The sequence below is a fragment of the Actinobaculum sp. 313 genome, assembly GCF_003073475.1.
GTDB lineage: Bacteria > Actinomycetota > Actinomycetes > Actinomycetales > Actinomycetaceae > Asp313.
The window spans coordinates 1,655,603-1,680,125 of record NZ_CP029033.1 but is presented as its reverse complement, the minus strand read 5'-3'; the positions used below and the strand labels follow the sequence as shown (position 1 = coordinate 1,680,125).

General features: G+C 59.5%; 20 protein-coding genes, 1 tRNA gene and 3 pseudogenes. 14 read left to right on the top strand and 10 right to left on the bottom strand.

All coding sequences use genetic code 11. The annotated features are described in order from the left end of the window. Positions 1–11 precede the first annotated feature (11 nt). The 7 genes and pseudogenes from DDD63_RS07305 to dnaE all read left to right on the top strand — a co-directional run bounded on the left by DDD63_RS07305 (position 12) and on the right by dnaE (position 7,334). On the top strand, positions 12–431 hold the full coding sequence (locus DDD63_RS07305; protein ID WP_108715820.1) for a cell division protein SepF: 420 nt from the start codon (positions 12–14) through the stop codon (positions 429–431). A gap of 19 nt (positions 432–450) precedes the next feature. Beyond that, entirely contained in the window at positions 451–738 is a 288-nt protein-coding gene (locus DDD63_RS07300; protein WP_108715819.1) for a YggT family protein, read from the top strand. 171 nt (positions 739–909) lie between these two features. Further along, on the top strand, positions 910–1,506 hold the full coding sequence (locus DDD63_RS07295; RefSeq protein ID WP_108715818.1) for a DivIVA domain-containing protein: 597 nt from the start codon (positions 910–912) through the stop codon (positions 1,504–1,506). 46 nt (positions 1,507–1,552) lie between these two features. Then, the gene (lspA, locus tag DDD63_RS07290) at positions 1,553–2,275 is read left to right on the top strand and encodes a signal peptidase II (protein WP_240611208.1); all 723 of its coding nucleotides are present in this window, start codon (positions 1,553–1,555) and stop codon (positions 2,273–2,275) included. After that, positions 2,268–3,197 (top strand): RluA family pseudouridine synthase, encoded by a 930-nt coding sequence (locus tag DDD63_RS07285; RefSeq protein WP_108715817.1) that lies wholly within the window; start codon positions 2,268–2,270, stop codon positions 3,195–3,197. Before lspA ends, DDD63_RS07285 begins: the two co-directional genes overlap by 8 nt. 60 nt (positions 3,198–3,257) lie before the next feature. Further along, the gene (locus tag DDD63_RS07280) at positions 3,258–3,788 is read left to right on the top strand and encodes a GNAT family N-acetyltransferase (RefSeq protein ID WP_108715816.1); all 531 of its coding nucleotides are present in this window, start codon (positions 3,258–3,260) and stop codon (positions 3,786–3,788) included. A gap of 10 nt (positions 3,789–3,798) precedes the next feature. Beyond that, positions 3,799–7,334 (top strand): annotated as a pseudogene (gene dnaE / locus DDD63_RS07275) (DNA polymerase III subunit alpha). Positions 7,335–7,354: 20 nt separating this feature from the next. On the opposite strand, the gene DDD63_RS07270 reads toward dnaE, so the two are convergent. The 9 genes and pseudogenes from DDD63_RS07270 to DDD63_RS07235 all read right to left on the bottom strand — a co-directional run bounded on the left by DDD63_RS07270 (position 7,355) and on the right by DDD63_RS07235 (position 13,696). Continuing rightward, positions 7,355–7,570, bottom strand: a complete 216-nt coding sequence (locus DDD63_RS07270) for an RNA-binding S4 domain-containing protein (RefSeq protein WP_108715815.1) — start codon at positions 7,568–7,570, stop codon at positions 7,355–7,357. Positions 7,571–7,574: 4 nt separating this feature from the next. Then, on the bottom strand, positions 7,575–8,048 hold the full coding sequence (locus DDD63_RS07265) for a Fur family transcriptional regulator (RefSeq protein ID WP_108715814.1): 474 nt from the start codon (positions 8,046–8,048) through the stop codon (positions 7,575–7,577). Further along, positions 8,045–8,923, bottom strand: coding sequence for a metal ABC transporter permease (locus tag DDD63_RS07260; protein WP_108715813.1), 879 nt, complete (start codon positions 8,921–8,923; stop codon positions 8,045–8,047). Before DDD63_RS07260 ends, DDD63_RS07265 begins: the two co-directional genes overlap by 4 nt. Further along, a pseudogene (locus DDD63_RS07255) lies at positions 8,920–9,746 on the bottom strand (ABC transporter ATP-binding protein). Before DDD63_RS07255 ends, DDD63_RS07260 begins: the two are co-directional and overlap by 4 nt. A gap of 13 nt (positions 9,747–9,759) precedes the next feature. Beyond that, a complete protein-coding gene (locus DDD63_RS07250) occupies positions 9,760–10,680 on the bottom strand; it encodes a metal ABC transporter substrate-binding protein (RefSeq protein ID WP_240611207.1) in 921 nt (306 codons plus the stop codon). Between the two features lie 130 nt (positions 10,681–10,810). After that, complete coding sequence (locus DDD63_RS12010; RefSeq protein ID WP_125482461.1) at positions 10,811–11,104, bottom strand: hypothetical protein; 294 nt, start codon at positions 11,102–11,104, stop codon at positions 10,811–10,813. A gap of 38 nt (positions 11,105–11,142) precedes the next feature. Continuing rightward, the gene (locus DDD63_RS07245) at positions 11,143–11,712 is read right to left on the bottom strand and encodes an LppA family lipoprotein (protein WP_108715810.1); all 570 of its coding nucleotides are present in this window, start codon (positions 11,710–11,712) and stop codon (positions 11,143–11,145) included. A 4-nt stretch (positions 11,713–11,716) separates the two neighbouring features. Continuing rightward, positions 11,717–13,360, bottom strand: coding sequence for an alpha/beta hydrolase (locus DDD63_RS07240; protein ID WP_108715809.1), 1,644 nt, complete (start codon positions 13,358–13,360; stop codon positions 11,717–11,719). A 111-nt stretch (positions 13,361–13,471) separates the two neighbouring features. Beyond that, positions 13,472–13,696 (bottom strand): hypothetical protein, encoded by a 225-nt coding sequence (locus tag DDD63_RS07235; protein ID WP_108715808.1) that lies wholly within the window; start codon positions 13,694–13,696, stop codon positions 13,472–13,474. A 562-nt stretch (positions 13,697–14,258) separates the two neighbouring features. Here DDD63_RS07235 and DDD63_RS07230 point away from each other — a divergent pair. The 6 genes and pseudogenes from DDD63_RS07230 (at position 14,259) to DDD63_RS13370 (ending at position 21,797) form a co-directional block, all read left to right on the top strand. Continuing rightward, positions 14,259–15,655: pseudogene (locus DDD63_RS07230) on the top strand (glycine--tRNA ligase). Continuing rightward, a complete protein-coding gene (locus tag DDD63_RS07225) occupies positions 15,655–17,076 on the top strand; it encodes a YibE/F family protein (protein ID WP_108715807.1) in 1,422 nt (473 codons plus the stop codon). The pseudogene DDD63_RS07230 and the gene DDD63_RS07225 overlap by 1 nt, the downstream one beginning before the upstream one ends. Before the next feature lie 50 nt (positions 17,077–17,126). Continuing rightward, entirely contained in the window at positions 17,127–18,332 is a 1,206-nt protein-coding gene (dusB, locus tag DDD63_RS07220; RefSeq protein WP_240611477.1) for a tRNA dihydrouridine synthase DusB, read from the top strand. Positions 18,333–18,379: 47 nt separating this feature from the next. Then, positions 18,380–19,615, top strand: a complete 1,236-nt coding sequence (locus DDD63_RS07215; RefSeq protein WP_108715805.1) for a deoxyguanosinetriphosphate triphosphohydrolase — start codon at positions 18,380–18,382, stop codon at positions 19,613–19,615. A gap of 209 nt (positions 19,616–19,824) precedes the next feature. Continuing rightward, entirely contained in the window at positions 19,825–21,555 is a 1,731-nt protein-coding gene (gene dnaG, locus DDD63_RS07210; RefSeq protein ID WP_346426201.1) for a DNA primase, read from the top strand. Continuing rightward, the gene (locus tag DDD63_RS13370; protein ID WP_346426200.1) at positions 21,480–21,797 is read left to right on the top strand and encodes a hypothetical protein; all 318 of its coding nucleotides are present in this window, start codon (positions 21,480–21,482) and stop codon (positions 21,795–21,797) included. Before dnaG ends, DDD63_RS13370 begins: the two co-directional genes overlap by 76 nt. Before the next feature lie 104 nt (positions 21,798–21,901). Here the strand turns inward: DDD63_RS13370 and DDD63_RS07205 are convergent, their stop codons facing one another. After that, on the bottom strand, positions 21,902–23,830 hold the full coding sequence (locus DDD63_RS07205) for a BCCT family transporter (protein WP_108715804.1): 1,929 nt from the start codon (positions 23,828–23,830) through the stop codon (positions 21,902–21,904). Positions 23,831–24,120: 290 nt separating this feature from the next. On the opposite strand from DDD63_RS07205, the gene DDD63_RS07200 reads away from it, so the two are divergent. After that, positions 24,121–24,195: transfer RNA gene (locus tag DDD63_RS07200), tRNA-Ile, on the top strand. The last annotated feature ends 328 nt before the right edge of the window (positions 24,196–24,523 follow it).

Sequence of the window (24,523 nt, the reverse complement as noted above, 5' to 3'; positions counted from 1 at the left end):
AGGATCCGGCAATGGGAATGTTCCAGCGCTTCGTCGATAAAGCAACACTGAGTGACGACGCCTACGACGAGTATGGCGATGAGGGCTTCGAAGATGAGTACCTTGACGAAGGTCTTGAGGAAGAGGCGGCGGATGTGACGCCGATCCGGTCCGTGGCATCGGCGCCAGACCTGGCTCGTATCGTCACGGTGTGGCCGAAGACGTTCAACGATGTGCAGGGATTTGCCGACCAGTTCCGTAAGGGCCTTCCGGTTATCTTGAACCTGTCGGGAGCGGAGGAGTCCGCCCGGTACCGCATCGTTGACTTCGCCCTTGGCGTTTGCTACGGGCTGCACGGCCATCTCAATCAGATTTCCGGGGATGTCCTGCTGATGACGCCGCGCACGGTGAAAATGGAGACGCACCGACCGGAGCAGGCTGACCGGTTCTAAACGCTGGTTGACGAATACGATGCACCTGGTTTTTGCCACTCTCGCGGCACTGTGCAGCCTGTACGTTTTTGTGCTTTTCGTCCGCGTGGTCTTCGACGTCGTTATGACGGCCGCACGGGATTGGCGTCCAACGGGTTTCTTCCTGGTCGCGGCTAATCTCACGTACCGGCTGACGGATCCGCCGCTGCGTCTTCTGGCCAAGTACATTCCGCCACTTCGTTTTGGAGGGGTGCAGCTGGATATGGGATTCTTGGTACTCTTTTTCGGGGTGCAGATTCTTTCCATGGTCTTTCGGAGCATGGCATAGCGCCCCAGCTGTGCACGTGACATTGAGTGTGAAGTCTGGTCATTCAGTCTCACATATCACTTTATGAACATTTGTCACACGATCTGGTAGGCTCTCGGGTAGTCTCAATAGTGTAACGGCCCGCCGGGTCGCTTTGTCCCGTTGAAACTGGATTCTTAGAGGTGGATACTCATGGCGCTGCTCACGGAACAAGATGTCGTCAACATGCGCTTTAAGAACTCGCAGCCGAACGAGGAAGGCTATGACCAGGACGAGGTCGACTTCTTCCTTGACGAGGTTGCGGATACTATTGCGCAACTGACGAAGTCGAATGCTGAGCTTGAGAACAAGGTAAAGGTCGCCGAGGCTCGCGTGACCGAGTTGGAGAATGCTCAACACGCTGTACCGACCCAGCAGGCGGAGGCTCCGGATTCGGCGACGTCGACCTCGTCCTTCGCACCGCAAGTCGGTGGCGCCGACGCTCAGACGGCCACAGGAATGCTCGCGCTGGCACAACAGCTGCATGATCAGTACATCAATGACGGAAAGGCAGAGTCGGAGCGCATCGTCGCCGAAGCCACTACCAAGGGGCAGCAGATTGTTGCCGAGGCCGAAGAGCAGCACAACCGCACGCTCACTCAACTTGAGCAGGAGCGCGGTCTGCTGGAGCGCAAGATCTCCGAGCTGCGCGACTTCGAGCGCGACTACCGTACGCGCTTGAAGAGCTATCTCGAGTCACTGCTGAGCAATGTGGAGTCCTCGGCGGCCTCGGAAGGTGCACAGCACTGACACTAGCATTACGTTCTCCGGTCGTCCGGACTAGGGGAGCCGAATTGTGAAGCGCGAGTACTGGGTGTTGGGCGCGGCTTGCGGTATCGCCACGGTCGCCGCCGACCAGTTGACTAAGCAATGGGCGCTAGGCACCCTGAGCGATGGACACACGATTCCGGTGTTGGGGCGGGCGCTGTCCTTGCGCCTGCTCTACAATCCGGGTGCGGCCTTCTCTCTGGGGGAGAATGCCACTATCGTGTTCACTGTTGTCGCGGCGCTGGTGGTCATTATTCTGCCTATCTGGGTATATCGGACGACATCGCGCGCTTGGATGGCGGTTATCGGCGTTGTCTGGGGCGGCGCTTTAGGCAATCTCATTGACCGTTTGGTCCGCCCGCCGGCGATCGCTCGTGGCCACGTCGTCGATTTCATTGCCTACGGTGATCTCTTCGTGGGAAATGTCGCCGATATTGCGCTGGTGGTTGGCATTGCTGCACTTGTTGTTTTGATGCTGCGGGGCACACCGCTCACAACAGCGGATACAAGCGGTACAAACCAGTTGACGGAAGGGGAGGCGAACCCGGAGGGCAGCGCGGCGGGGGCGACTATCAAGAGCGACGTCGATGGCGACGCCGGGCAGCGGACGGCAGGTCCGCAGGGAACCGATTCTGGGAAGACGGACGAGTTCGATTCCGCGGAGCCGAGACAGGCCGATTCTGCCGCTCAGACGGATGAGGACGACGGTCGGTCGTCTGAGCCGGAGGTGTCGAAGGTACGCCATGAGTGAGCGTCGATACTATCCGGTTCCAGACGGGCTGGAGGGCGGAAGGGTTGACGCGGTTCTCGCGACCATGACCGGAATGTCGCGCAGTACGGTTGCTCGGCTCATTGACGCCGGAGAGGTCCGCGTCGATGGTGCGACACCCTCTCGTTCGCAACGAGTTGTTGCCGGTCAGACTCTCGAGATCGATGTGCCGACGCCACCATCGATTGAGCCCGTTCCGACTCCGGCAGATCTGCCGATTGTGTATGAAGATGAGGACATTGTCGTCGTTAACAAGCCAGCGGGATTGGCGGCCCACCCCTCTTTGAACTTCGTCGGCCCCGATGTTCTTGGCGCCTTGCTGGCATTGGGGAGACAGTTGACGGTCTCCGGACCCGCAGAGCGCAAGGGCATTGTGCATCGCCTGGATGTGGGTACATCGGGATGCATGGTGGTCGCAAAGTCTGATCGTGCATACAGTGCACTGAAGCGCGCTTTTCGTGATAGAGAAGTGACCAAGGTATACCACGCTCTTGTACAGGGACATCCCGATCCGAGTACCGGGACGATTGATGCGCCAATTGGCCGCGATTACCGCCATCAGTGGAAGATGGGTGTACGGCAAGACGGGCGGCACGCCGTGACACACTATCGCACGCTGGAAGCAATGGCCGGCGGCTCATTGCTTGAGATTCAGCTCGAGACCGGGCGCACCCACCAGATTCGAGTGCATATGGCAGCGGTCGGTCATCCATGTGTGGGTGACGAAATGTATGGTGCCGACCCGAGTTTGTCGGCGCGGCTCGGATTGAATCGGCAGTGGCTGCACGCGACGCGGCTTGGCTTTGAGCATCCCGGCACGGGCACCTGGGTGGAGTTCACGTCGCCGTATGCACCCGAGTTGGAAGAAGCTCTCAGCGCAATGCGTGGTGGAGTGTTTCGGTAGCGCGGCACGACCGGTGAACGTGATGATGCCGCGGGTTCCAATGATCATCGGATACTTCGAATGAGTGAGGACGAAACGCGCATGGTAGAGACCAAAGGCGCCCCACATGTTGAAGTTGTGACAGACGAGAGCGGATTGCGGCGTTGCTGGGACATCCGCATGGAAGTGTTCGTCCACGAGCAGAATGTGCCGCCGGAGGAGGAAATCGATGCCCTAGACACCGATCTCTCCACTGTGCACCTCATCGCCACCGTAGACGGCGTTGACGTGGGGACATTGCGGGTGCTTCCGGAAAAGCCCGGTTACTGCCATATTGGGCGGGTTGCAGTTCGCAGAGCAGCACGCGCCACCGGCATTGGTTATGCCTTGATGAGTTACGCGGAACGCGTGGCACTAGACCGCTGCGCGGATAGCGACGGCGTCGTTATTGCCTTGTCCTCTCAGGAACAGGCCGTCGGCTTCTACGAGAAATGTGGTTATCGCCTCCTTGCGGGAGAACGCTATCTTGACGCGGGGATTTGGCACCGCGACATGCAGAAGACGCTGCGCATCGGTGCGGCGAAAGGTGACCGAGTCGACGAGCCGGACTAGACTGATGCACATGGTTGCCAAGGACTTCGCTCACCTGCATGTTCATACCGAATACTCGTTGCTCGACGGTGCCGCGAAGATCAAGAAACTTGTGGCGGAGGCAAAGGCACACGGCCAAGAGGCAGTGGCCATCACGGATCACGGCTACTGCTTCGGCGCTTATGAGTTCTATAAGGCAGCAAAAGCCGAGGGTATCAAGCCGATTATCGGCGTCGAGGCCTACATGACTCCCGGCACTTCCCGTTTTGGAACGGAGCGGGTGCTGTGGGGTGACGAAACTCAGCGTGCCGACGATGTCTCCGCACGCGGCGCGTATACTCATCTCACTCTGCTTTCGTATAACAACACGGGCCTACACAACCTGTTTCGCTTGGACTCGCGGGCATCTCTCGAAGGACAGATGGGCAAATGGCCGCGCATGGACATGGAGCTTCTGGAGACCTACCATGAGGGTCTCATCGCCACGGCCGGGTGCCCTTCGGGCGAGGTGCAGACCCGGCTGCGTCTTGGACAGCATAAGGAGGCACTTGAGTCAGCCGGACGCATGCAGGAGATTTTCGGCCGTGAGAACTACTTTGTGGAGATCATGGACCACAACAACGCCATCGAGCGTAAGGTCCGCAATGACTTGCTGGAGTTGGCACGTAAGATCGACGCGCCGCTGATCGCCACCAACGATTCGCATTACGTCCAGTCCAGTGACGCAGCTATTCAGGATGCGATGCTGTGCATCAACTCGGGTTCTACCCTGCAGGATCCGAACCGTTTCACCTTTGACGGAGAGGGCTACCACCTGCGTTCCTCTCAAGAGATGTGGGATCTTTTCGGCGACCTGCCCGGAGCCTGCGAGAACACCCTGATGATTGCGGAGCGTTGCGATGTCTCCTTCCAGACCGCTGCCGAGGGTGCAAACTACATGCCGGTGTTCCCGGTGCCACCCGGTGAAGATATCACCTCCTGGTTCGTGAAGGAGGTCCAGCGCGGGCTGCATGTGCGTTACGGGGAGACCATTCCCGCAGACGTGCAGAAGCGGGCTGACTATGAGGTTGGGGTCATTGTTGAGATGGGATTCCCCGGATACTTCCTAGTCGTCTCGGACTATATTCTCTGGGCGAAAGAGCACGGTATTCGGGTCGGACCAGGCCGTGGCTCCGGTGCAGGATCGATGGTTGCATACGCCCTGCAGATCACTGAACTCGATCCCATCCGGCACGGTCTGCTCTTCGAACGGTTTCTGAACCCGGAACGTATCTCCATGCCGGATATCGACGTTGACTTCGATGAGCGTCGACGGGGTGAAGTCATCGAGTATGTCGAGAAGAAGTATGGGGCGGACAAAGTGTCGCAGGTCGTCACTTTCGGCACGATTAAGACGAAGCAGGCACTCAAGGATGCTTCGCGCGTACTGGGCTATCCATTCGAGATGGGGGAGAAACTCACCAAGGCATTGCCTCCCTCGGTACAGGGAAAGGACATCCCGCTCGGGCAGATCTTCGATCAAAGCTCCGAACGTTATATGGAGGCGGGTGAGTTTCGAGAACTAATCGGTGCCGATCCCGAGGCAAAGCGGATTTACGACCTCGCCCACGGACTGGAAGGGCTAACACGCCAGTGGGGCGTACACGCCTGTGCCGTCCTCATGTCAAGTGTGCCTCTCACCGATGTGATCCCGGTGATGAAGCGTCCGGCAGACGGCGCCGTCATCACCCAATTCGAGTATCCACAATGTGAGGAACTGGGCATCCTCAAGATGGACTTTCTCGGACTATCAAATTTAACAACGATCGATGATGCCCTCCACAACATCGCGGCGAACAATAAGGAACCGCTTGATATCGAGAAGGTAGAACTGGACGATCCGGCAACTTTCGCCCTGCTTAGCCGGGCGGACACCCTCGGGGTGTTCCAGCTTGATGGTGCTGGCATGCGGACGCTGCTTAAGCAGATGCGGCCGACGGACTTCGAAGATATTTCGGCTGTGTCTGCCCTGTACCGCCCCGGTCCTATGGGCATGAATTCCCATACCAACTACGCTCTGCGCAAGAATGGCTTGCAGAAGATTGAGCCTATTCACCCGGAGTTAGAGGAGCAACTACGGGACATTCTGGCTCCCACTTATGGCCTGATTGTCTATCAGGAGCAGGTCATGGAGATCGCGCGTGTGGTGGCTGGCTTCACCATGGGGCAGGCGGATACGCTGCGTAAGGCCATGGGCAAAAAGAAGATCGATGTGCTGAATAAGCAGTTCGAGTCCTTCTCGCAGGGCATGTTGGAGAAGGGGTACTCTCGCGAGTGCATCGACACGCTGTGGGGTGTGTTGGTGCCTTTCGCCCAGTACGCCTTTAATAAGTCTCACTCGGCTGCCTATGCGGTTGTTTCCTTCTGGACGGCCTACCTCAAGGCCAACTATCCGGTCGAGTTCATGGCGGCGGTTCTTACGTCGAAGAAGGACAACAAGGACAAACTCGCACTGTATTTGGGCGAGTGCCGCCGCATGGATATCACGGTCCTGGTGCCGGATGTCAATGAATCGGATTCGAACTTCTCCGCCGTTGGCAACGAGATTCGCTTCGGACTCTCCGCGGTGCGCAATGTAGGCGAGAACGTCGTCGCTGGGATCATACAGGCGCGTGAAGAGAAGGGACCCTTCACCTCCTTCCAGGACTTCCTTGACAAGGTTCCGTTGCAGGTCTGCAATAAGCGTGCCATCGAGTGCCTCGTCAAAGCGGGAGCATTCGATTCACTTGGCTACACGCGCCGTGCTCTGTTGTCGCGGGTTGAGGAAGCGGTTGACTCCGTCGTCGCGCTGAAGAAGAACGAGGCGGCCGGGCAGTTCGATCTCTTCGGAGGCGCCAGCCCTGCCATAGCAGGGGCGTGGAAGTAAGCGTGCCGGATATTCCTGAGTGGGATAAGAAGGTAAAGCTCGATCACGAGCGCGACATGCTCGGCCTGTACGTTTCCGACCATCCACTTTCTGGTCTAGAGCACGTGCTGGAACGTTCTGCAGATACCACCATCGTTCGTCTGATGAACGAGGAGAATCCCCGCGACGGCGCCAGTGTGACCCTGGCCGGACTAATCACCTCGGTGCAACCGCGGGTGTCGAAGAAGAACGGAAAGCTCTGGGCCACGGTGGTGTTGGAGGATCTCACCGGAAGTGCGGAGATCAACTTCTTCCCGGCCACATATCAAGCGGTGTCAACGATGCTAACGCAAGACGCCGTTGCAGTGGTGACCTGTCGGGTGCAGGATCGTGACGGTTCGATCCAGTTGTCCGCGCAGGATCTTTCTTTACCTTCCGGGGATCTCCTGCCCGATTCGCCATTGGATCTCCAGGTCCCGGAGAGGATGTGTACGCAGGAGCTTATGGGGTCGTTGGCAAATATTCTCCGCTCGTATCCCGGCTCGGCTCCAGTCCGGTTGCATATCCGACGCCCGACTTCTACTGCGGTTGTGCAAGTGGACCGGGCCTTTTATGTTCATCCTGGGCCAGGCATGTTCTCAGATCTGCGGGTTTTGCTCGGGCGTAACTGCTTGCTGAGCTGATCCTGCGCGCAGGCAAGCCGCTAGCTGTCGGTTCCGCGCACGCGCACCGTAGTGCCGTCCAGTGCGACGACGTCGCCGTCCGCCAAACGGTGCCCACGGTGAGTTTCGACTACGTCGTTGACGGTGATCTCGCCGTCTTCGATGAGTTCACGCGCCTGTGCACCCGAGTCAGCCAGTGAAGCGAGTTTTAAGAACTGTCCCAGCCGGATAGGAAGACGCACCCGGATTTCGTCCATTGTGTCAGCCTCTCTCTTCTGTTGTGCGTGTGTTGCTCTGCATGCTGGGTTTTTCGGCAGGATCATTGGTGCTGGTTGGCACCGTATTGGCCCGTGTGCAGTCTCGGCAAATTCCGTCCAGTTCCAAGGTATGTGAGATATTTGTGAAACCCGCCTCTGCAGCTACTCGCAAGGCCCATGCCTCGACATCGGCGCCGGATACTTCCACGGTGGCTCCACATTGCCGACACACGAGGTGATGGTGGTGTTCTTCGGAAACGCAGTGCCGGTACAGCGTTTCGTTGTCGCGACGGAGCACGTCAAGTACTCCCCGATCTGCGAGGCTCTGTAGCGTGCGATAGACAGTGGCGAGGCCGATTCCTTGCCCTGAGTTCACAAGCCTGCCGTGCAGTTCCTGCGCGCTGACGAATCCCGGCATTCGTGCCATTTCCTCTTGGATGGCCATCCGCTGCGCCGTTCGGCGTGGTTGTTCTGTCATGAAATCGCCTCTACCTGCTGATGCCGTGAACGGCGCCGTGCCGTTGCCGACATTGTCGCCCGGACCAGTGCGACAATTGCGTATACGGTTATCAGCATAACGACAATAGTCGCTCCGGGCGAGGCCGGAACATAGTAGGTGATGACAAGGCCGCTAATGCACGCCGTCACCCCGATACCCATGGCAATATGCATGGTGCGTGCGAAGGACGATGAGACGAGCTGGGCGATTGCTACTGGAACGATCATGATGGCGGAGACGAGGAGCACGCCGACGACACGCATGGACACGGAGACCGTGAGCGCCGCCACGACCGCAACAAGTACATTGAGGGTTTGCACCGGCAGGCCGGATGCCCGGGCGAACTCTTCGTCATGGGAGAGGGCGAAAAGTGCTTCTCGCAGACCAATGCCAATCGTCATGATGACAATCGCAAGGGCGACAGTGTATCGCACATCGGCCGTAGAGACGACGGCGAGGGAGCCGAAGAGATAACTGTTCAGATTGGTGGTTGTGCCGCCAGCGATGCGGATGAGGAGTACGCCTCCGGCAATGCCGCCGTAGAAGAGCATTGCCAGGGCGACGTCGCCGCCGGTGCGACCGGTTGAGCGGACAACCTCGATGAGAATGGCACCTACGAGTGACGCGAGGATCGCGCCCGGAATGGCGAGAATATCGTTAGGGGAGAGTCCGAGCGCTCCCGCTACCAGCCAACCCAGTGCAACGCCGGTGAGCGACACGTGTCCGATCCCGTCGCCCATCAGCGCCATACCACGCTGTACTAGATAGGTGCCGACAACGGGAGCGGACAGTCCGACAAGGAAGGCGACGACGAGGGCACGCTGCATCAGGTCGGAGGACAAGAGTTCAATCATCGTGTTTCCGTTCGCAATACGGGTGCGTGATGCGGGGGACGCCCCGCTGCTTCCGGTCCGTGGTGGTCGTGGTCTTCGCCAGTGCTCTGCTGAGCATGCTCCGTGGGGGAGAACGGGTTATCGCGGACAATCCTGCCGCTGTCGAGTTCAATCACTCGGCCAATGAGGGGTGCTAGCTCGCCAATTTGGTGTAGTACGGTGAGCAGAGTGACTCCCTGTTCACGAAGGCGCGAGAGGGTAAGCGCAAGCGTTTCCCGTGACTCCTGATCAATGCCTGCCAGTGGCTCGTCCAGAATAAGCAGTTCGGGATTACGTACTAGGGCCCGTGCGATGAGGACGCGTTGAGCTTGCCCACCGGAGAGTACCTGGACATGGTCGCGTGCACGGTCTGCTAGCCCAACCGCATCGAGAGCTTCCAGTGCGCGCGCCTTGGCTTTGCGTCCGCGTCTTAGCCAGAGCCTGCCGGGGGAGAGGAGTCCCGATCTGACGACCTCCAGGGTGGTGGCTGGTACACCGGATGCGGCACTGACACGCTGTGGTACGTAGCCGATCTTCTGCCACGTAACGGTGCGTCGGGACGAAAGAGGAGTGCCGAATATCCTAATCGTTCCGGACGCTGGGGGTACGACGCCGAGAATAGCCTTGACGAGGGTGGATTTTCCCGAGCCATTCGCGCCGAGAAGCGCGACGGAGGAACCCGTCGCGACGGTGAAGGTGATATCTGAGAGGATACGCGTGGCCCGAGAACCACGGATAAATCCTCTACTGCGATAGCAGTGTAGAGGTCCCGGTCGTGGGAAGAGTTCACTGGTACTTCAGTCACTGGTGGCTCTCATTCACTGACAACTCAAGGCTGTTCGCAACGCACTGAGATTACTCTCCATCGCCGCGAGGTAGTCATCTTCCTGAGGTTGTGACTCCATAGGATCAAGAACAGCGGTTTCCGTACCCGTTTCGGCCGCGAGCGCGTTAGCGGTTTTCGGGGAGACCAGCGACTCCGTGAATATTGTGGTCGTACCGGTTTCTTCAACGGCCTTCTTCACCGCAGCTAGATCGGCTGGGCTCGGTTCCGATTCAGGGTCAATGCCAGAAATGGAGACTTGGGTGAGGCCGTACCGGTTCGCCATATAACTGAAGGCAGCGTGGGATGTGACTATCGTGTCTCTTTCGCAAGTGGCAAGCCCCGTCTCATAGGCAGAATCGAGTGCGGTCAGTCTTTGTTGTAGTGCGCCAAGGTTCTTTTCATATGTGGCTGCATTATCAGGGTCTTGCTCTGCCAGCGACCGCTCGATTTCGGCGGCGACTGCCTGCATTCGCACCGGATCGAGCCAGAAGTGCGGATCCAGGTTGGACTCGCTTGTGCTCCCGTCGGCTTCCACCGCGGCTGAGGACGCCTTTTGCAGGTCGGCGACTGAAGAGAGTTCAGCGACGCTCGGACCGGTGAGCTGGTCGACTGCGTCGTCCATTGAGGGTTGGAAACCAGCCACGTACACGATGAGATCTGCTTTGCTCAAGGCTGTGACATCGGCGGGGGAGAGTTCGTAATCGTGCGGCTCAACATTGGTTGGCGTCACGCTGGTGACGGTGACCCTGTCACCGCCGATTTGCTCGCTGAGCCAGGCGATGGGATAGAACGACGCGGATACATGGAGAGTACCATCGTCGCTGGAGTTCGTGGAGGAGCAGCCGACTGCTCCGAGCGTCACGGCCAGAGTGGCGCATAGAGCTATAAAGCGCGAACGAAACAAAGGAGTCATGAGAATCATTATCAGTTTCGCTAGTGCCCGCTGTCAAACGTATCTGCAGGCGGTCACCGATGGGCTGACATGGGGTGTGTTTGTGGTGGCATGACTTGGGGTGAGCTGGGCGGAAGCCGGATGAGAGGAATCATGAGGTTAGGGTGATGGCCGGTCCGGTGTGGGTGGTTTGCACGTCCGTGCGTTGGTGGGAGGGGAGGTTTCCGTCGTAGTAGGGCCGCTCGTACATGGTGTTTCCTCCGAGTAGTGCACACCCACTCAACGCCAACGGGGCTGCTAGTAGTAGCCCTGCCAGGCGTTGCATGGGTTGTCGTGGTCGCATGGTGTTATCCGGCTTTCCCGACCACGACTCTGGCGAGTTGTTCTTGTGCCTTACTGTTATTAGCCAGGTAGCCGGAGTGCCCGGTGACCGTCGTGTTCGCATCTGAACCACTCTGCACCTAAGTGATGACCGGAGGTGGATCACTGCGACGGGGATGTGCTCGAGTCGCTGGTTTCGGGACGGCAGCCGCTGGCGTAGAGGAGTGAGAAGTTTCTGGCGGGTTCGGGCATCATAACAGTGACGTAGCCGCCGTCCTCCGTATTGAAAATATTCACCCAGCGGTCTTTCTCGTCGGAGATGTCGACCACTTCGGTAAAGCCGAGCGGAGCCAGCTCTTCGATTACGATGTCCAGTAAGTGCGGGAAGTCGTCAATCGGAAGACCAAATGCGCGTCCTTGCTTACGGGCGTCTTCTCGTCCTTCGTTCTCTCCGTCCTTGCAATAGGCGGTGCCTCTGTCTTCGAGTGTCTGTATGGCTTCCCAGTTTTGGGGTCCGTATTCGGCATCGATGCGGTTGCGGACGCGTTGTAGGGCGCCGGTGAGTTCGGTGTGGGTGGTTTGGATGTCGGTGCGTTGGTGGGAGGGGAGGTTTCCGTCGTAGTAGGACCGTTCGTACATGGTGTTTTCTCCGAGTAGTGCACACCCACTCAACGCCAGCGGGGCTGCTAGTAGTAGCCCGGCCAGGCGTTGCATGGGTTGTCGTGGTCGCATGGTGTTATCCGGCTGTCCCGACCACGACTCTGGCGAGTTGTTCTTGTGCCTTACTGTTGTTGACGAGGTAGCCGGAGTGCCCGGTGACTGTCGTGTTGGCGTCTTTTGGGTTCAGGTGGGTGAAGCCGTCATCCAGGAAGGGGTCTTTGCCTAGCAGGCCACTGCCGGGTGGTAGGCCTTCCTCACCCCATACAAGACCATTACCGTAATAGAGCGGGTCGTCATTGAACACCATCATATAGCGGTTGTCTTCGGGGACGTTCATGTCCCAGGAGTCGTTGACTATTCCGGGGGAGCCGAACACGGCATACCCGTCCACCACGCCGGGACGGGCCTGGCTCACGCCATAACTTGAGGTGGTTGACCCGTAGGAATGCCCGAGCACGGTCTGATACACCCCCGAGCCTTGGCCGTCCACGTTGCGGGAGTCCTCAATGCCCTCCACGAACGCGGCCAGCGAGTCTCCACCGGTCTCCGCCCGGCCAAGACCTGCCGCAGCCGGTACATCCGGTGGAGCGTCATACCCCATCCACGCAATAGTCGCGACAGACCCACCGGAGCAGTTTTCCTCCGCTATGTCCCGCAGGTTCCGCATGTCTTTCGTTATTCCGGGCATGTCTGCTGCGGTGGTGGTCATGCCGGGTACGTAGGTGGCGACATAGTCGGCGGTGTCCATGTTGCCGACCGCGATGGCGGCGTGGGTCAGTTCGTTGCCCGGGCCGCCGGTGGCGGGTTCGTAGAGCAAAAGCTGAGTGTGGCTACCCTGCGCGAGGGCGTCTTTGATGGACAGTATGTCGTCGCGTTGGCGTTCCAAGTCTTGGAGTTCGGTCACGAGTGCCGGATCCTGGTAGGAAATATTATCGCTGGGCTCCCCTGGCTTTGGTTCCTTGTAGTTGAACTGTCCTTCCAACTCCGCTATACGCCGTTCCACGGCGGCAAGATCCTCGTTGAGGTTGTGCTGGTTGGCTTCATTGCGTGCCCAGGCATCAATACCATCCAGGTTGCCCAACTGGCGTGGATACTCCTTGATCATGCGTTGGCGTTCCGCGTCGGTGAGCGCGTCCCACCATGCCGCCACCTCCTGCGTGGAGGCGCCCACTGGTGGGGAATCCGCCAGGCCTGGCGTGTCCGAGAGATCCTCCACCTGCGACGCCTTGCCCTGACCCACCACATCCAACACGGATTTCAACGCCGCATCCACGTCTGCCGCCTTGTCCACGGCGTCCCACACGTTGGTCTGGGTGGTCTGCATCGCAGCTTCTCGCTCATCCTTCTCCCCACGAGTCATGGACGGATCCCGCGCGCAAGGATCACTCACGTTCCCGGACGAGGAGATATGGAAACCAAAGAAACTTGCCCGTGACAGGGCCTCGCTCACCGCCAGGCGTACCTCAGCCACGCCGTGCTGAGCGGCGGATAGCCCGCTAATCAGGTCACCAATCAAGCCGAGGACCAGCTCGGATGAGTCCTCTAGGCCATCGCGGCGTTCTTGGGCGGCGGTTGCTCCGGCACCCGACCAGCCGGAGGACACGTCAATGCTCTGGATGTACTCGCCGACGGTGTAGGCACGTTGACGGATCCGGATCAACGCATCCACCGCCGGGTCCAACGCGTCCTCGTTCCATCCCAGCACGTCGTCCCAGATCATGACCGTCCACCCCCTCCTTCGCGTTGTGCCCTATTCGTCGACCAGTGCATCAAAAGCCGTGAAGTCCACGTCCGTACTCTGATCAGTTGCCGTATAGGCGGCCAGTGCCCTTCAATGCGTCCTGATACCCGCCCAAAGCTCCGCCAGCTTCCCCGCGGTCGCGTCCACCCACCCGGCCGCCGCAGGCGCCGAGCCCGCCGCATCCCCACCCGGCATAGCAGACCCCACAGCGTCCAGTGAGTCACCAAGCTTGACCGTCACCGCCTCATCCCGCGCATTCCCCACCACCCAAGCCGCCTCCTCCACACTAGACGAAACCACCCTCAACTCCGACACCTTCTGCGTCCTTCCATCTAAGTTCTCTGCGAGCTTGTTGCCGTGCCTCGTCCGTCAGCAGTAGTCGTCCCGCCACCTAGTGAAAACCTCCAGACGGTAATCAAGGCAACCACACCGACCGCGACGATCACCGTTAGCTTAACCAGATAACCCATACCATGCAATGACGCATTCGCACAAGACTCAAGGCCTCACTCCGTATAGCCGAATAACCAGCACTTTTAGCCGCATTCGGCAAAGAGTGCATACAGTGACTGAGCCGTGGCCCGGATGCGGATCCGCATGTTGCGCAAGTCTTCGGTGGCAATTCGGGCGTTCTCTGCAACACCCAAGCACAGGTTGTGCGCGCCTCCCTACCTCCCCTTCCTTCTTGGGAGGAACCATCTACTCCACCGCAAACAGCGCACTCAACTCGAAGGCCCGTTACTTTGCTGTGCCTCTCCTTGTGTTGGCGGGCCTCTCCTTCTGCCCGCATTTTCGCCCGAACTGTGCGCGGCCATGTACTTAAGCTAAACTAGCGCCCGGCCCGCATCATCCAGATGCGGAGGAAAGGAGAACACACATGGCCAAGAAGGCCCCGTCGCGACTCGACAATGTCATTAGCCTCGCCAAGCGCCGAGGTTTCGTCTACCCCTGCGGAGAAATCTACGGCGGTACCCGCTCGGCCTGGGATTACGGGCCGCTGGGAGTCGAACTGAAGGACAATATCAAGCGCCAGTGGTGGAAAGCGATGATTACGTCGCGCGACGACGTCGTCGGCCTGGATTCCTCCATTATTCTGCCGAAAGAGGTTTGGGTTGCCTCTGGCCATGTGGGTGTGTTCAACGATCCACTCACCGAGTGCCTCTCCTGCCACAAGCGTTTCCGCGTGGATCAAATGCAGGAGGAGTACGCGGCTCGTAAAGACATTGCCGACCCCGATTCAGTGCAGCTCGCAGACCTGCCCTGCCCGGCCTGCGGCACACGTGGCCAATGGACCGAGCCGCGCGATTTCAACATGATGCTGAAGACCTATCTCGGACCGGTTGAGGACGAATCCGGCCTGCACTACCTGCGTCCCGAAACTGCGCAGGGCATTTTCGTGGACTTCCAGAACGTCATGACATCCGCGCGTAAGCGTCCGCCTTTCGGCATCGGGCAGATCGGAAAGTCCTTCCGCAACGAGATCACGCCCGGCAACTTCATCTTCCGTACCCGTGAGTTTGAGCAGATGGAGATGGAGTTCTTCGTCGAACCGGGTACCGATGAGAAATGGCATGAGTACTGGATTGAACAGCGTCGTCAGTGGTATGTCGATCTGGGTATCGCCCCGGAGAACTTGCGCTTCTATGAGCATCCGCAGGAGAAGCTGTCGCATTACTCCAAGCGCACGGTCGATATCGAGTACAAGTTCGGTTTCCAGGGCTCCGATTGGGGAGAGTTGGAAGGCATCGCCAACCGCACCGATTTCGATCTTTCCACGCACTCCAAGCATTCTGGGAAGGACCTCTCCTACTTCGACCAGGCCACCGGAGAGCGCTGGATCCCGTATGTGATTGAGCCGGCGGCCGGGCTGACCCGCTCGCTGATGGCTTTCTTGGTGGATGCCTACGTGGAAGACGAGGCACCGAATACCAAGGGCGGCGTCGATAAGCGAGTAGTACTCAAACTGGATCCGCGACTAGCCCCGTGAAGGCTGCCGTCTTGCCGTTGTCACGCGATGAGCGGCTCTCGCCCATTGCCCGCGAACTCGCCGCCAAGCTGCGGCGCAACTGGAACGTCGACTTCGACGACGCCGGAGCGGTGGGGCGTCGTTACCGGCGTCAGGATGAGATCGGAACCCCATGGTGTATCACGGTTGACTTCGACTCCCTGGAGGATCACGCGGCAACGGTACGCGACCGTGACACGATGGGGCAGGTACGCCTGCCCATCGACGCCATCGAGTCCTATTTGGCGGGCAAACTGGTCGGCTGCTGATGGCGCACGGGGAATACTCCCAGGCAGATGGGCGTGCCCACTCTCACGCCCACTCTCACGCCACGGGACCACTCGACATTCCGCCGGGTCAGCTGCGCACAATCCGCCGGGTACTGGCGGCACTGGTGATCCCACTGGCTCTTGCCACGGGCATAGCGCTGGCCGTTCTGTGGCCGCGCGGTGAGTCGCCCGTGGGCTCAATGCCGCTGTATGCGGAGGGTGTCGAGCAGGTGACCGGGAAAATCGTGTCCATCGGCACGCTGGATGAGAGTGGGCAGACCCCGGTCACGATGGAGGTGTCGGGCGTCGAAGTCGGCGTCCACGTTCCGTTGGAGATCGTACAAAACGGCTTGGACGTGGGAGATGAGATCCGTGCCGTCTTCGATCCGCGGACGATTGGGGAGGGCAACTCCTACACCTTCGTGGACTACGTGCGCACAACTCCGCTGCTGCTCTTGTTGGGGACATATGTGGTCTGCGTGGCGCTCGTGGCGCGTGGGAAAGGAATCCGGGCGCTGCTCGGACTAGGGGTCTCGCTAGCCGTCGTGGGCGCCTTCATGATCCCCGCGCTGGCCATTGGCCGCCCGCCCGTGCTAGTGATTCTTGTCGGCGCGGCGGCAATGATGTTCGCCTCCCTGTATATGGCGCACGGCGTATCCGTTCGTACGACGACGGCGGTGCTCGGCACTTTTGCGGGTCTCGTCATCACCACCTTGCTAGCCGTCTGGTCGGTCGGCACGGTGGAGTTATCGGGCACCCTGGGTGACGAAGCGCTACTCTTGACCAGCGCGGTGCCCGGACTGAATATGCGGGCGCTGCTGCTATGCGGCATGATTCTTGCCGGGCTGGGTGCGCTTAACGATGTCACTATCACGCAGGTATCCTCCGTGTGGGAACTGCATGCTGCCAACCCATCTCTTTCGCGCCGCAGACTCTTTCAACAGGGTATGGCTGTTGGACGTGACCATATCGCCTCAACCGTGTACACCTTGGTTTTTGCCTACGTTGGTTCCGCGTTGCCCCTGTTGATCGGTGCATCCTTGATTAATCGTCCGGTGCAGGATCTGCTGCAGGCCGGGCAGATTGCCGAAGAGATTGCCCGTACCCTGGTTGCATCAGTAGGGCTCGTGCTCGCTATACCGCTCACGACGGCGATTGCGGCCTCGCTGGCGCGGATCGCTCCCGGGCACCGGGACGGCGTCGTCGGGAATACCGGCGGCGCTGTAAAGACGGATACCGCGAAAGGAACGGGTCACGCGCACGGCGCTGCTGGCACAGAACGCGAGAGCGTGCAAGGCGTGGGCACTCCCAATGATGCGGCGGCCGTCGAAGGCCGCAAGGGCACGAAAGAACGAGAGGCTGCGGCGGATTCGGATACTGCGAGTCAGCTTGAAATCAGCGAAAAAGAGGCAGACCTGTGACCGTTCGTTTAGGGTCGCTGGCACTGGAAACTCCCGTTATTCTTGCACCGATGGCCGGGGTGACGAATCCGCCCTTCCGTCAGCTGTGCCGTGAAGCAGCAGAGCGCGGTGTGGATGCAGCTTTTGCTACTGCGCGTCGGCTTGCTGGTCATGGCGAGCCCGCGCATACCGACGCCGATCCTCGCCTGTCTGCCGGCACTTGTGCTCCGGCTGGCCTGTGGGTCTGCGAGATGATCACGTCGCGCGCCCTGGTGGAAGGCAATGCCGAGACACTTAATATGATCCGTCCCGATCCGGGTGACCCGGTTCGCTCGGTGCAACTGTACGGTGTTGACCCGGCTGTGGTGGCACGCGCGGTTCGTACCCTGGCCGAGGAAGACCTTGCCGACCACGTTGACCTCAATTTCGGTTGTCCGGTTCCAAAAGTCACTCGCAAGGGCGGAGGAGCCGCTCTGCCATGGAAACTCGATCTTTTCGAGGCTATTGTCGACCAGGCGGTTCGGGCCGCCCGCAGCGCCGTCGCGGCGAGAGGGCGCGAAATACCGGTGACGGTGAAGATCCGCATCGGTATCGATAATGACCATGAGACCTTCCGCGATGCCGCGCGTATCTGTGAAGATGCAGGTGTAGCGGGGATCATTCTGCATGCGCGTACTGCGGCGCAGCATTATGCCGGCCAAGCCAACTGGGACCGTATCGGTGACCTGGTAGCAATGACCAAATTGCCCGTTTTTGGCAATGGTGACGTTTTCGGAGTAGAAGACGCCGATCATCTGTTGCAGCACACCGGCTGCGCGGGCATTGCCATTGGCCGTGGCTGCCAGGGCCGCCCCTGGATCTTCACCGATCTGGCCGCCTATTTCCACGGCTACGACTTTCATGCTGAACCCTCCTTGCGCGAGGTTGCCAACACGATCATTCGCCACGGGGAACTCTCCATTGCCCACTTCAACGGTGACGAGTACCGTGCCATGCGCGAGCTTCGTAAGCACATCAGTTGGTACCTGCGTGGATTCGCCGTGGGTGGGCAGGCGCGGCGCCAATTGGCGTTGGTATCAACGCTGGATGAAGTGAAGGAACGCCTCGAACAGCTGGACCTGTATCAACCCTATCCGCAGGCGGCAGACGGGCCGCGCGGGCGTGCCGGAGGTTATAGGCGACCCCACCTACCCGACGGCTGGTTGGAATCACGCACGCTCAGCCCAGCGCAACGCAATTCTTTACACTTGGCGGAACTGAACATATCCGGTGGTTAACGCCTGTGTCAGTGGCTAATGCTGGGGCTAGCCGCTAGGCTCAGGACGTGGACCAGAAGTATAGTCTTGCCGACCGGGAACGTTTCGTACCGGAGCCGGGTAAGAATCCAAGCCGCACGGAGTTTGAACGCGACCGTGCCCGTGTGCTGCATTCCTCTGCGCTACGCAGGCTCGGTGCTAAGACGCAGGTCCTAGGGCCCGAATCCGACGACTTCATTCGCACGCGTTTGACTCACTCTCTGGAAGTCGCCCAGATCGGGCGTTCGCTGGGCAAGAACCTGGGATGCGATCCCGATATCGTCGAGACGGCCTGCTTATGCCATGACCTTGGCCATCCGCCCTTCGGGCATAACGGTGAGCGAGCCTTGGCCGAGGTAGCGCACTCCGTTGGCGGTTTCGAGGGTAATGCACAGACGTTCCGGATCCTCACTAGCCTAGAACCAAAACGTATGCAACCGGATGGGCGACCAGCGGGTCTGAACCTGACGCGCGCGGCGTTGGACGCCGTCGTAAAATATCCCTGGTCGGCGGAAAACAGGCCGTATGGGGCCGACGGTCTGCGCACCTCGAAGTTCAACGTGTACGACGACGACATGCCGGTCTTTGAGTGGGTACGTTCAACGCGGGGAACCGCGCGCTGTATCGAAGCGCAGATTATGGATCTGGCAGATGACATCGCCTATTCGGTGCACGATGTCGAAGACGGCGTGGTGCGTGGCTTTGTCTCGCCTGGCCGACTACGCATCCCGGCAGAACAGTCTAAGATTATTGCTTCGACGCAGCAGTGGTATGGTCTCACCGACTCGGATCGACTGTATAACGCCCTGCAACGCCTGCTGCGCGAGGAGGCATGGCCGGAGGAGTTCACCGGTTCATACCGTGCTCTGGCCGTAATGAAGGACCTGACGAGTGACCTGATCGGGCGCTTCGTCTCCGCCGTGTGTGATGCGACTGGCCGTGCCCCGCTCGTACGATATGAAGGCGACATCGTCATCCCTCCGGGCACTCTGGACGAGATCATGATTCTGAAGGGCATCGCAGTCGAATACGTTATGATGCCGCGTGAACATGAACCGCGCTACTTCGAGGAACGCTCACTTCTGTTCGACCTTGTAGACGCTCTGCAGGAATCTCCGGCACAACTTGAGCCGCACTTCTATGAGATGTGGCAGCGGGCCGACGACGACGCCCGGCTGCGGGTGGTGGTCGACCAGGTGGCATCGTTAACGGACCAGTCGGCGCGGCAGTGGCATTCCCGCCTATGCGGTATGCTCCGACACTAATGCGGCACCGCGACGGCACGGGCCGTGGATAGAGCCCGGGTCAGGTGACGCAACGCCGCGAATCCACCGCCGATGCGTGGTGGGATAGGACATCCAATACCGTTTTGCTCTCGACGGGTATAAGGGAACATTTCACAAATGTCTGCGGCGATGATTGAGCTATGGGACACGCGGTGAAGTGTGTCGGTGGGGCAGACTACACTGGATCCATGCCCGGGTTGATCAAACGGGAGGACATCGACGAGGTCCGCGCCCGCACGCGTATTGAAGAGGTCGTCGGTCAATACGTTTCACTCCGCACGGCAGGCGTGGATTCGCAGGTCGGACTGTGCCCCTTTCATGACGAGAAGACGCCGTCATTTCATGTGCGTCCGCATGTTGGCCGTTGGCACTGTTTCGGCTGCGGTGAGGGAGGCGATGTCATCTCCTTCGTGGAACAGATCGAGCATATCTCCTTCGTTGAGGCCGTTGAGCTGCTCGCACGCAAGGCGGGCATTGAGCTTCACTACGAGGATAACGGCCGCGGGAAGCGCCGGGAGCAAGGTGGAGCCACCCGGCAGCGTCTTATCGACGCGCATCGCGTGGCGGTGGACTTTTACGTCGCCCAGCTGCATACCCCGGCAGGGGAGAAGGCACGCCAGTTGCTCACCACGCGTGGTTTTGACGATGATGCCCTGGCGCGTTTCAGTATCGGGTACTCTCCCGATACCTGGGATGGGTTGCTCAAGCAGCTGCGCGGGCACGGATTCAGTGAAAAGGAGATCGCGTCATCCGGGTTGACGGCGCAAGGATCGCGCGGTCTCTACGACCGTTTCCGCGGCCGTCTGATGTGGCCGATTACCTCAATCACCGGCGAACCGATCGGTTTCGGGGCCCGCAAGCTCAGTGATGAGGACAACGGCCCCAAGTATCTCAACACACCGGAGACTCCGATCTATCACAAGGCGCAGGTGCTGTATGGGCTGGATTTGGCCAAGCGTGCGATTGCGCGGGAGCGGCGCATCGTCGTCGTCGAAGGATATACGGATGTTATGGCTGCTCAACTGGCCGGTATTGAATGTGCCGTCGCTACCTGCGGTACCGCGTTCGGTGCGGAGCATGTTAAGATCGTGCGTCGCCTGATTGGCGATGGAGCCGACCCAGCGGCGGGGGTGATGCTGTCATCAGGGCGTGCCTACGGTGGAGAAGTCATTTTTACCTTCGACGGTGACGCCGCCGGCCAGAAGGCAGCCCTGCGCGCGTTTCAGGAAGACCAGGCCTTCGCAGCCCAGACTTTCGTGGCCGTGGCAGCCGAGGGCATGGACCCGTGTGAGGTTCGCATGGCATACGGGGATGAAGGAGTTCGCGCAATTGTTCAGTCACGGCGGCCGCTATTCGAGTTCGCGATTCAATCCGTGTTGAAGGGAGTGCCGCTCGGCACCGCCGAGGGGCGAACAGTGGGACTGCGCGCATCGGCGCCCATGGTGGCCTCAATCCGTGATCGGGTTCTGCGTGGCGAGTACACCCGGCAACTCGCCGGGTGGCTCGGTATGGATGAAACAACGGTTCGGCAGGCGGTTCAGCATGCAGGGCGGCAGGTGGCATCGGAGCCACGGCGTGCCAAATCGAACACTCCCAAACCGGAAGCCGCATCCGGGCCGCCGCTTGCCCCACGTGCGAGTCTGCGTGATCCGGTCGAGCGGATTGAGCGGGAAGCACTGGAGGTCTATCTGCAGCTGCCCCGCTATGCCGCGTCGGCGCAAATGGATGAGCTTCCGTCTCAGACCTTCACCGTTCCAGCACATCGGCGCGTCCACGAGGCGATTCGAGCGGTGGGGGCACCGCATGCTACCTGCAGCGTTTCAAGGAGCTGCAGGGCAACGGCGTGGACCCGCTGCAAGCCGACCGTGAGGCGTCCGCGTGGTTCGTTGAGCAGGTTGCGGCGCAGGCGGACCCCGTAATCGCGCGAGCAGTCTCGCAGTTAGCGGTGGAGGAGCTGCCGGAGAATCGTCCAGAACGGTTGGAGCGGTACGTGTGGAGTATTGCCGTGTCTCTGATCAGGCAGGGTATTACGCGGCAGATAGCCGACCTGCGCTCCGAACTGCAGCGCACATCTGCCGACGATCCCCGCCATGGCGAGTTATTTGCTCGACTCATCGAATTAGAAGGGCAGCGCAGAGCCTGCGACGAACAGATTGAGTAACCTCGAGTCTGCTTCCACCGCGCTGCACACTGCTTCGGAACTGATCGTTGCGGAACCGGAGCGTATGAAGAAATACTCGGCGCTATGAGCCGGGGCGACGGGCTTTACGATGCGGTGGAGGATGGTCGCCCATCGTCATCGGATGGATCGGGTGCCTCGGTCGGATCTACCGCTGTACTTGTGCTGTTGATGATCTCGTTCGGAATACCAGCGGTGCTTAGCGGTGTGTTGGTTGTGGCTCCACGCCGTGATCGTGGCAATGCGCTGCGGCTGGATTGACGGGAGAGGCGTTCGAAGAAGCGCCGCAGATCAACCGTCGTTTCAATTGGCCGTGCGCGTGAAGCGGCAGTGTGCTGGGAGATCTCCGCATAGATATCCGAGCGTACTTCGCCGGATACCCTCTCAGCGAGCGCCTTGGCGAATTCGCGGCGCTGTATCCGCATCCGGAGTTTCTCTTCCTTCGCCAGTTCCCGCCACAGTGCCACACACATGACGATCATGATGACGGAGAATGGCAGTCCGATGAGAATGGCGATGGTTTGCAGGGCAGACATACCGGCGTCGGAGTCGCGTGCCAACATGACGGCGGCGATCGCTCCCGAAAGTGTTGCAAAGGTCAGCCGTACGGAGGTACGTGGATTCGGATCTCCACCAGAGCAGATCATCGACATAACATACGAACCGGAGTCCGACGAGGTCACGAAGAAGATGATGACGACGATCATTGCGAGGATGGAGAGAATCGTCGTTCCGGGCATGTTGGCGAAGGTTTGGAAGAGGACCGTATCAACGGTAACGGTGCCGTCGGGGCCAATGAGATTCGAAGCGCCGAACATCTGCTGGTAGAGTCCGTTTCCACCCAGGATCGCAAACCAAATGAAGGTGACCAAGGTGGGCACCATGAGCACACCGAGGATAAACTCGCGCACGGTGCGACCGCGAGAAATACGGGCGATGAAAATACCGACGAACGGCGACCAACTCATCCACCAGCCCCAGTAGTACACGGTCCAGTCTGAGAGCCAGTCGGTTCCGGCGCGACCGGCGAAGGGGAGTGTTTCGAAAGATTCCTGGATCAGGCCTTGAAAATAATTTCCGATGTCTGCGACGAACTCATTGGCAAGGAAGAGGGTGGGTCCAAGAATGAAGACCAAGGTGACAAGGATGGCGGCAAGGATGAGATTGGTGTTCGAAAGGAACTTGATGCCGCCGTCCAATCCCGTTGCTACAGAGATGGCGGCCAAGCCGGAAATGACGACAACAAGCAGGACGAGCGTCCCGCCGGTCACCTTCCAGTCGGCGAGAAAGTCAAAACCGGCGGCTACTTGTTTCACACCGAATCCCAGCGATGTGGCAATACCGAAAATGGTGCCTATCACGGCGATTGTGTCGATAACGTCACCCAACCAACCGCGTACTCGGTCTCCCAACACCGGTCGCAGTGCCCAACGAATTGACACTGGCAGCCCCTTGCGGTGGACGGCATAGGCGATAGCAAGGCCAAGGACTACGTAGATCGCCCAGGCATGCAAACCCCAGTGGAGGAACGATGTAGTCATTGCCTCGCCTGCCTTGGCCTGGTCGATAGCGGAGACCGTGCCGAGCTCATTGGTGATTGTCGCGTCTGCGGCGACCTGATCCTGAAATCCGGGCTTCGGGTTGGCGAAATGTGACAGTGGCTCAGCCGCGCCCCAGAACACAAGACCGATGCCCATTCCGGCGGCGAAGAGCATGGCAAACCATGACATACGTGAGTAGTCGGGCTCGCAATCATCCGGGCCCAACACGGTGTCACCTTTCCGGGAGAATGCCAAGACGAAAGCAAAAATCACAAACCCGGTGACCGCCAGAATGTAGTACCAGCCGACATTTTCCACAACGACCGTTTGAATGCGTGAGATGACATCATGGGTTTGTGTGGACCGGAAGAAGGCCAGGAGCACAAAGAGTCCCACAATGAGTACAGAGGGGACGAAAACCTGTGGCCGTACTGAGCGTTTTTCGGACGTCGACCTAGTTGAGTTATCGGACATGTATTGCAATTCCTTCCGTTGACAGGATGAGCTGTCAGTTGGGGTAGTCATAGCTTTGCACAGATTCATCCTTGATTCAATGAGATTCATTTTTTTAGGTGTCGCGCAAAAAGTGGCGTAACAGGCATGGGGAAGGTCCGTGAAGGTGAAAGATACAATGGATTTTCTTGCGGATCCTCGCTCTTTTCGCGGTGTAGGTGTGTGCCGGTTGAGTAAGTGTATGTAGACGACCCGCTTGCGATTTATCAGGACCTGTGTGATCGGCTATTATGGGAAGGCCTTCCGAGGCATGCCCCTGTAGCTCAGCCGGTTAGAGCAGTGGACTCATAATCCATCGGTCGCGGGTTCAAGTCCTGCCGGGGCACCGCTGGAAAACGTCACCATGACACCAAAAGCGGCCAATGACACCGCTGCGAAGTGGCCATGAGATCCGCTGCCCGCCCGCGTGTGGTGGGAAATACCGCACAGTGAGCAAGGCGGGCCTCTCGCGTTTACAGGCAAAAGGCGGGCTACCATGGGGACATGCTGTTTGGGCCTCCCGCTCCTTTGCGGGGTCGTCACTTCCGCGAGCAAGGCCTTGCGGTGTTTGCGTCTACCCGGACCGAGGCCGCAAACCGGTCGCCTAAGCACAGCGTTGCTCCGCGTGCAGCCGCCTCGGCAACCGCACAGGCACAGCCTCGGCGAAGCAGCGCG

Excerpts from the sequence above, each read along its gene's own strand:
- DDD63_RS07225 (WP_108715807.1), top strand. The coding sequence starts at position 15,655 with ATGGCGCACGGGGAATACTCCCAGGCAGATGGGCGTGCCCACTCTCAC.
- DDD63_RS12010 (WP_125482461.1), bottom strand. The coding sequence starts at position 11,104 with ATGCGAACACGACGGTCACCGGGCACTCCGGCTACCTGGCTAATAACA.
- DDD63_RS07245 (WP_108715810.1), bottom strand. The coding sequence starts at position 11,712 with ATGCGACCACGACAACCCATGCAACGCCTGGCCGGGCTACTACTAGCA.
- DDD63_RS07305 (WP_108715820.1), top strand. The coding sequence starts at position 12 with ATGGGAATGTTCCAGCGCTTCGTCGATAAAGCAACACTGAGTGACGAC.
- DDD63_RS07300 (WP_108715819.1), top strand. The coding sequence starts at position 451 with ATGCACCTGGTTTTTGCCACTCTCGCGGCACTGTGCAGCCTGTACGTT.
- DDD63_RS07270 (WP_108715815.1), bottom strand. The coding sequence starts at position 7,570 with ATGGACGAAATCCGGGTGCGTCTTCCTATCCGGCTGGGACAGTTCTTA.
- DDD63_RS07260 (WP_108715813.1), bottom strand. The coding sequence starts at position 8,923 with ATGATTGAACTCTTGTCCTCCGACCTGATGCAGCGTGCCCTCGTCGTC.
- DDD63_RS07295 (WP_108715818.1), top strand. The coding sequence starts at position 910 with ATGGCGCTGCTCACGGAACAAGATGTCGTCAACATGCGCTTTAAGAAC.
- DDD63_RS07240 (WP_108715809.1), bottom strand. The coding sequence starts at position 13,360 with ATGATCTGGGACGACGTGCTGGGATGGAACGAGGACGCGTTGGACCCG.
- dusB (WP_240611477.1), top strand. The coding sequence starts at position 17,127 with ATGGCCGGGGTGACGAATCCGCCCTTCCGTCAGCTGTGCCGTGAAGCA.
- DDD63_RS07250 (WP_240611207.1), bottom strand. The coding sequence starts at position 10,680 with ATGACTCCTTTGTTTCGTTCGCGCTTTATAGCTCTATGCGCCACTCTG.
- DDD63_RS07285 (WP_108715817.1), top strand. The coding sequence starts at position 2,268 with ATGAGTGAGCGTCGATACTATCCGGTTCCAGACGGGCTGGAGGGCGGA.
- DDD63_RS07280 (WP_108715816.1), top strand. The coding sequence starts at position 3,258 with ATGAGTGAGGACGAAACGCGCATGGTAGAGACCAAAGGCGCCCCACAT.
- DDD63_RS07265 (WP_108715814.1), bottom strand. The coding sequence starts at position 8,048 with ATGACAGAACAACCACGCCGAACGGCGCAGCGGATGGCCATCCAAGAG.
- dnaG (WP_346426201.1), top strand. The coding sequence starts at position 19,825 with ATGCCCGGGTTGATCAAACGGGAGGACATCGACGAGGTCCGCGCCCGC.
- DDD63_RS07205 (WP_108715804.1), bottom strand. The coding sequence starts at position 23,830 with ATGTCCGATAACTCAACTAGGTCGACGTCCGAAAAACGCTCAGTACGG.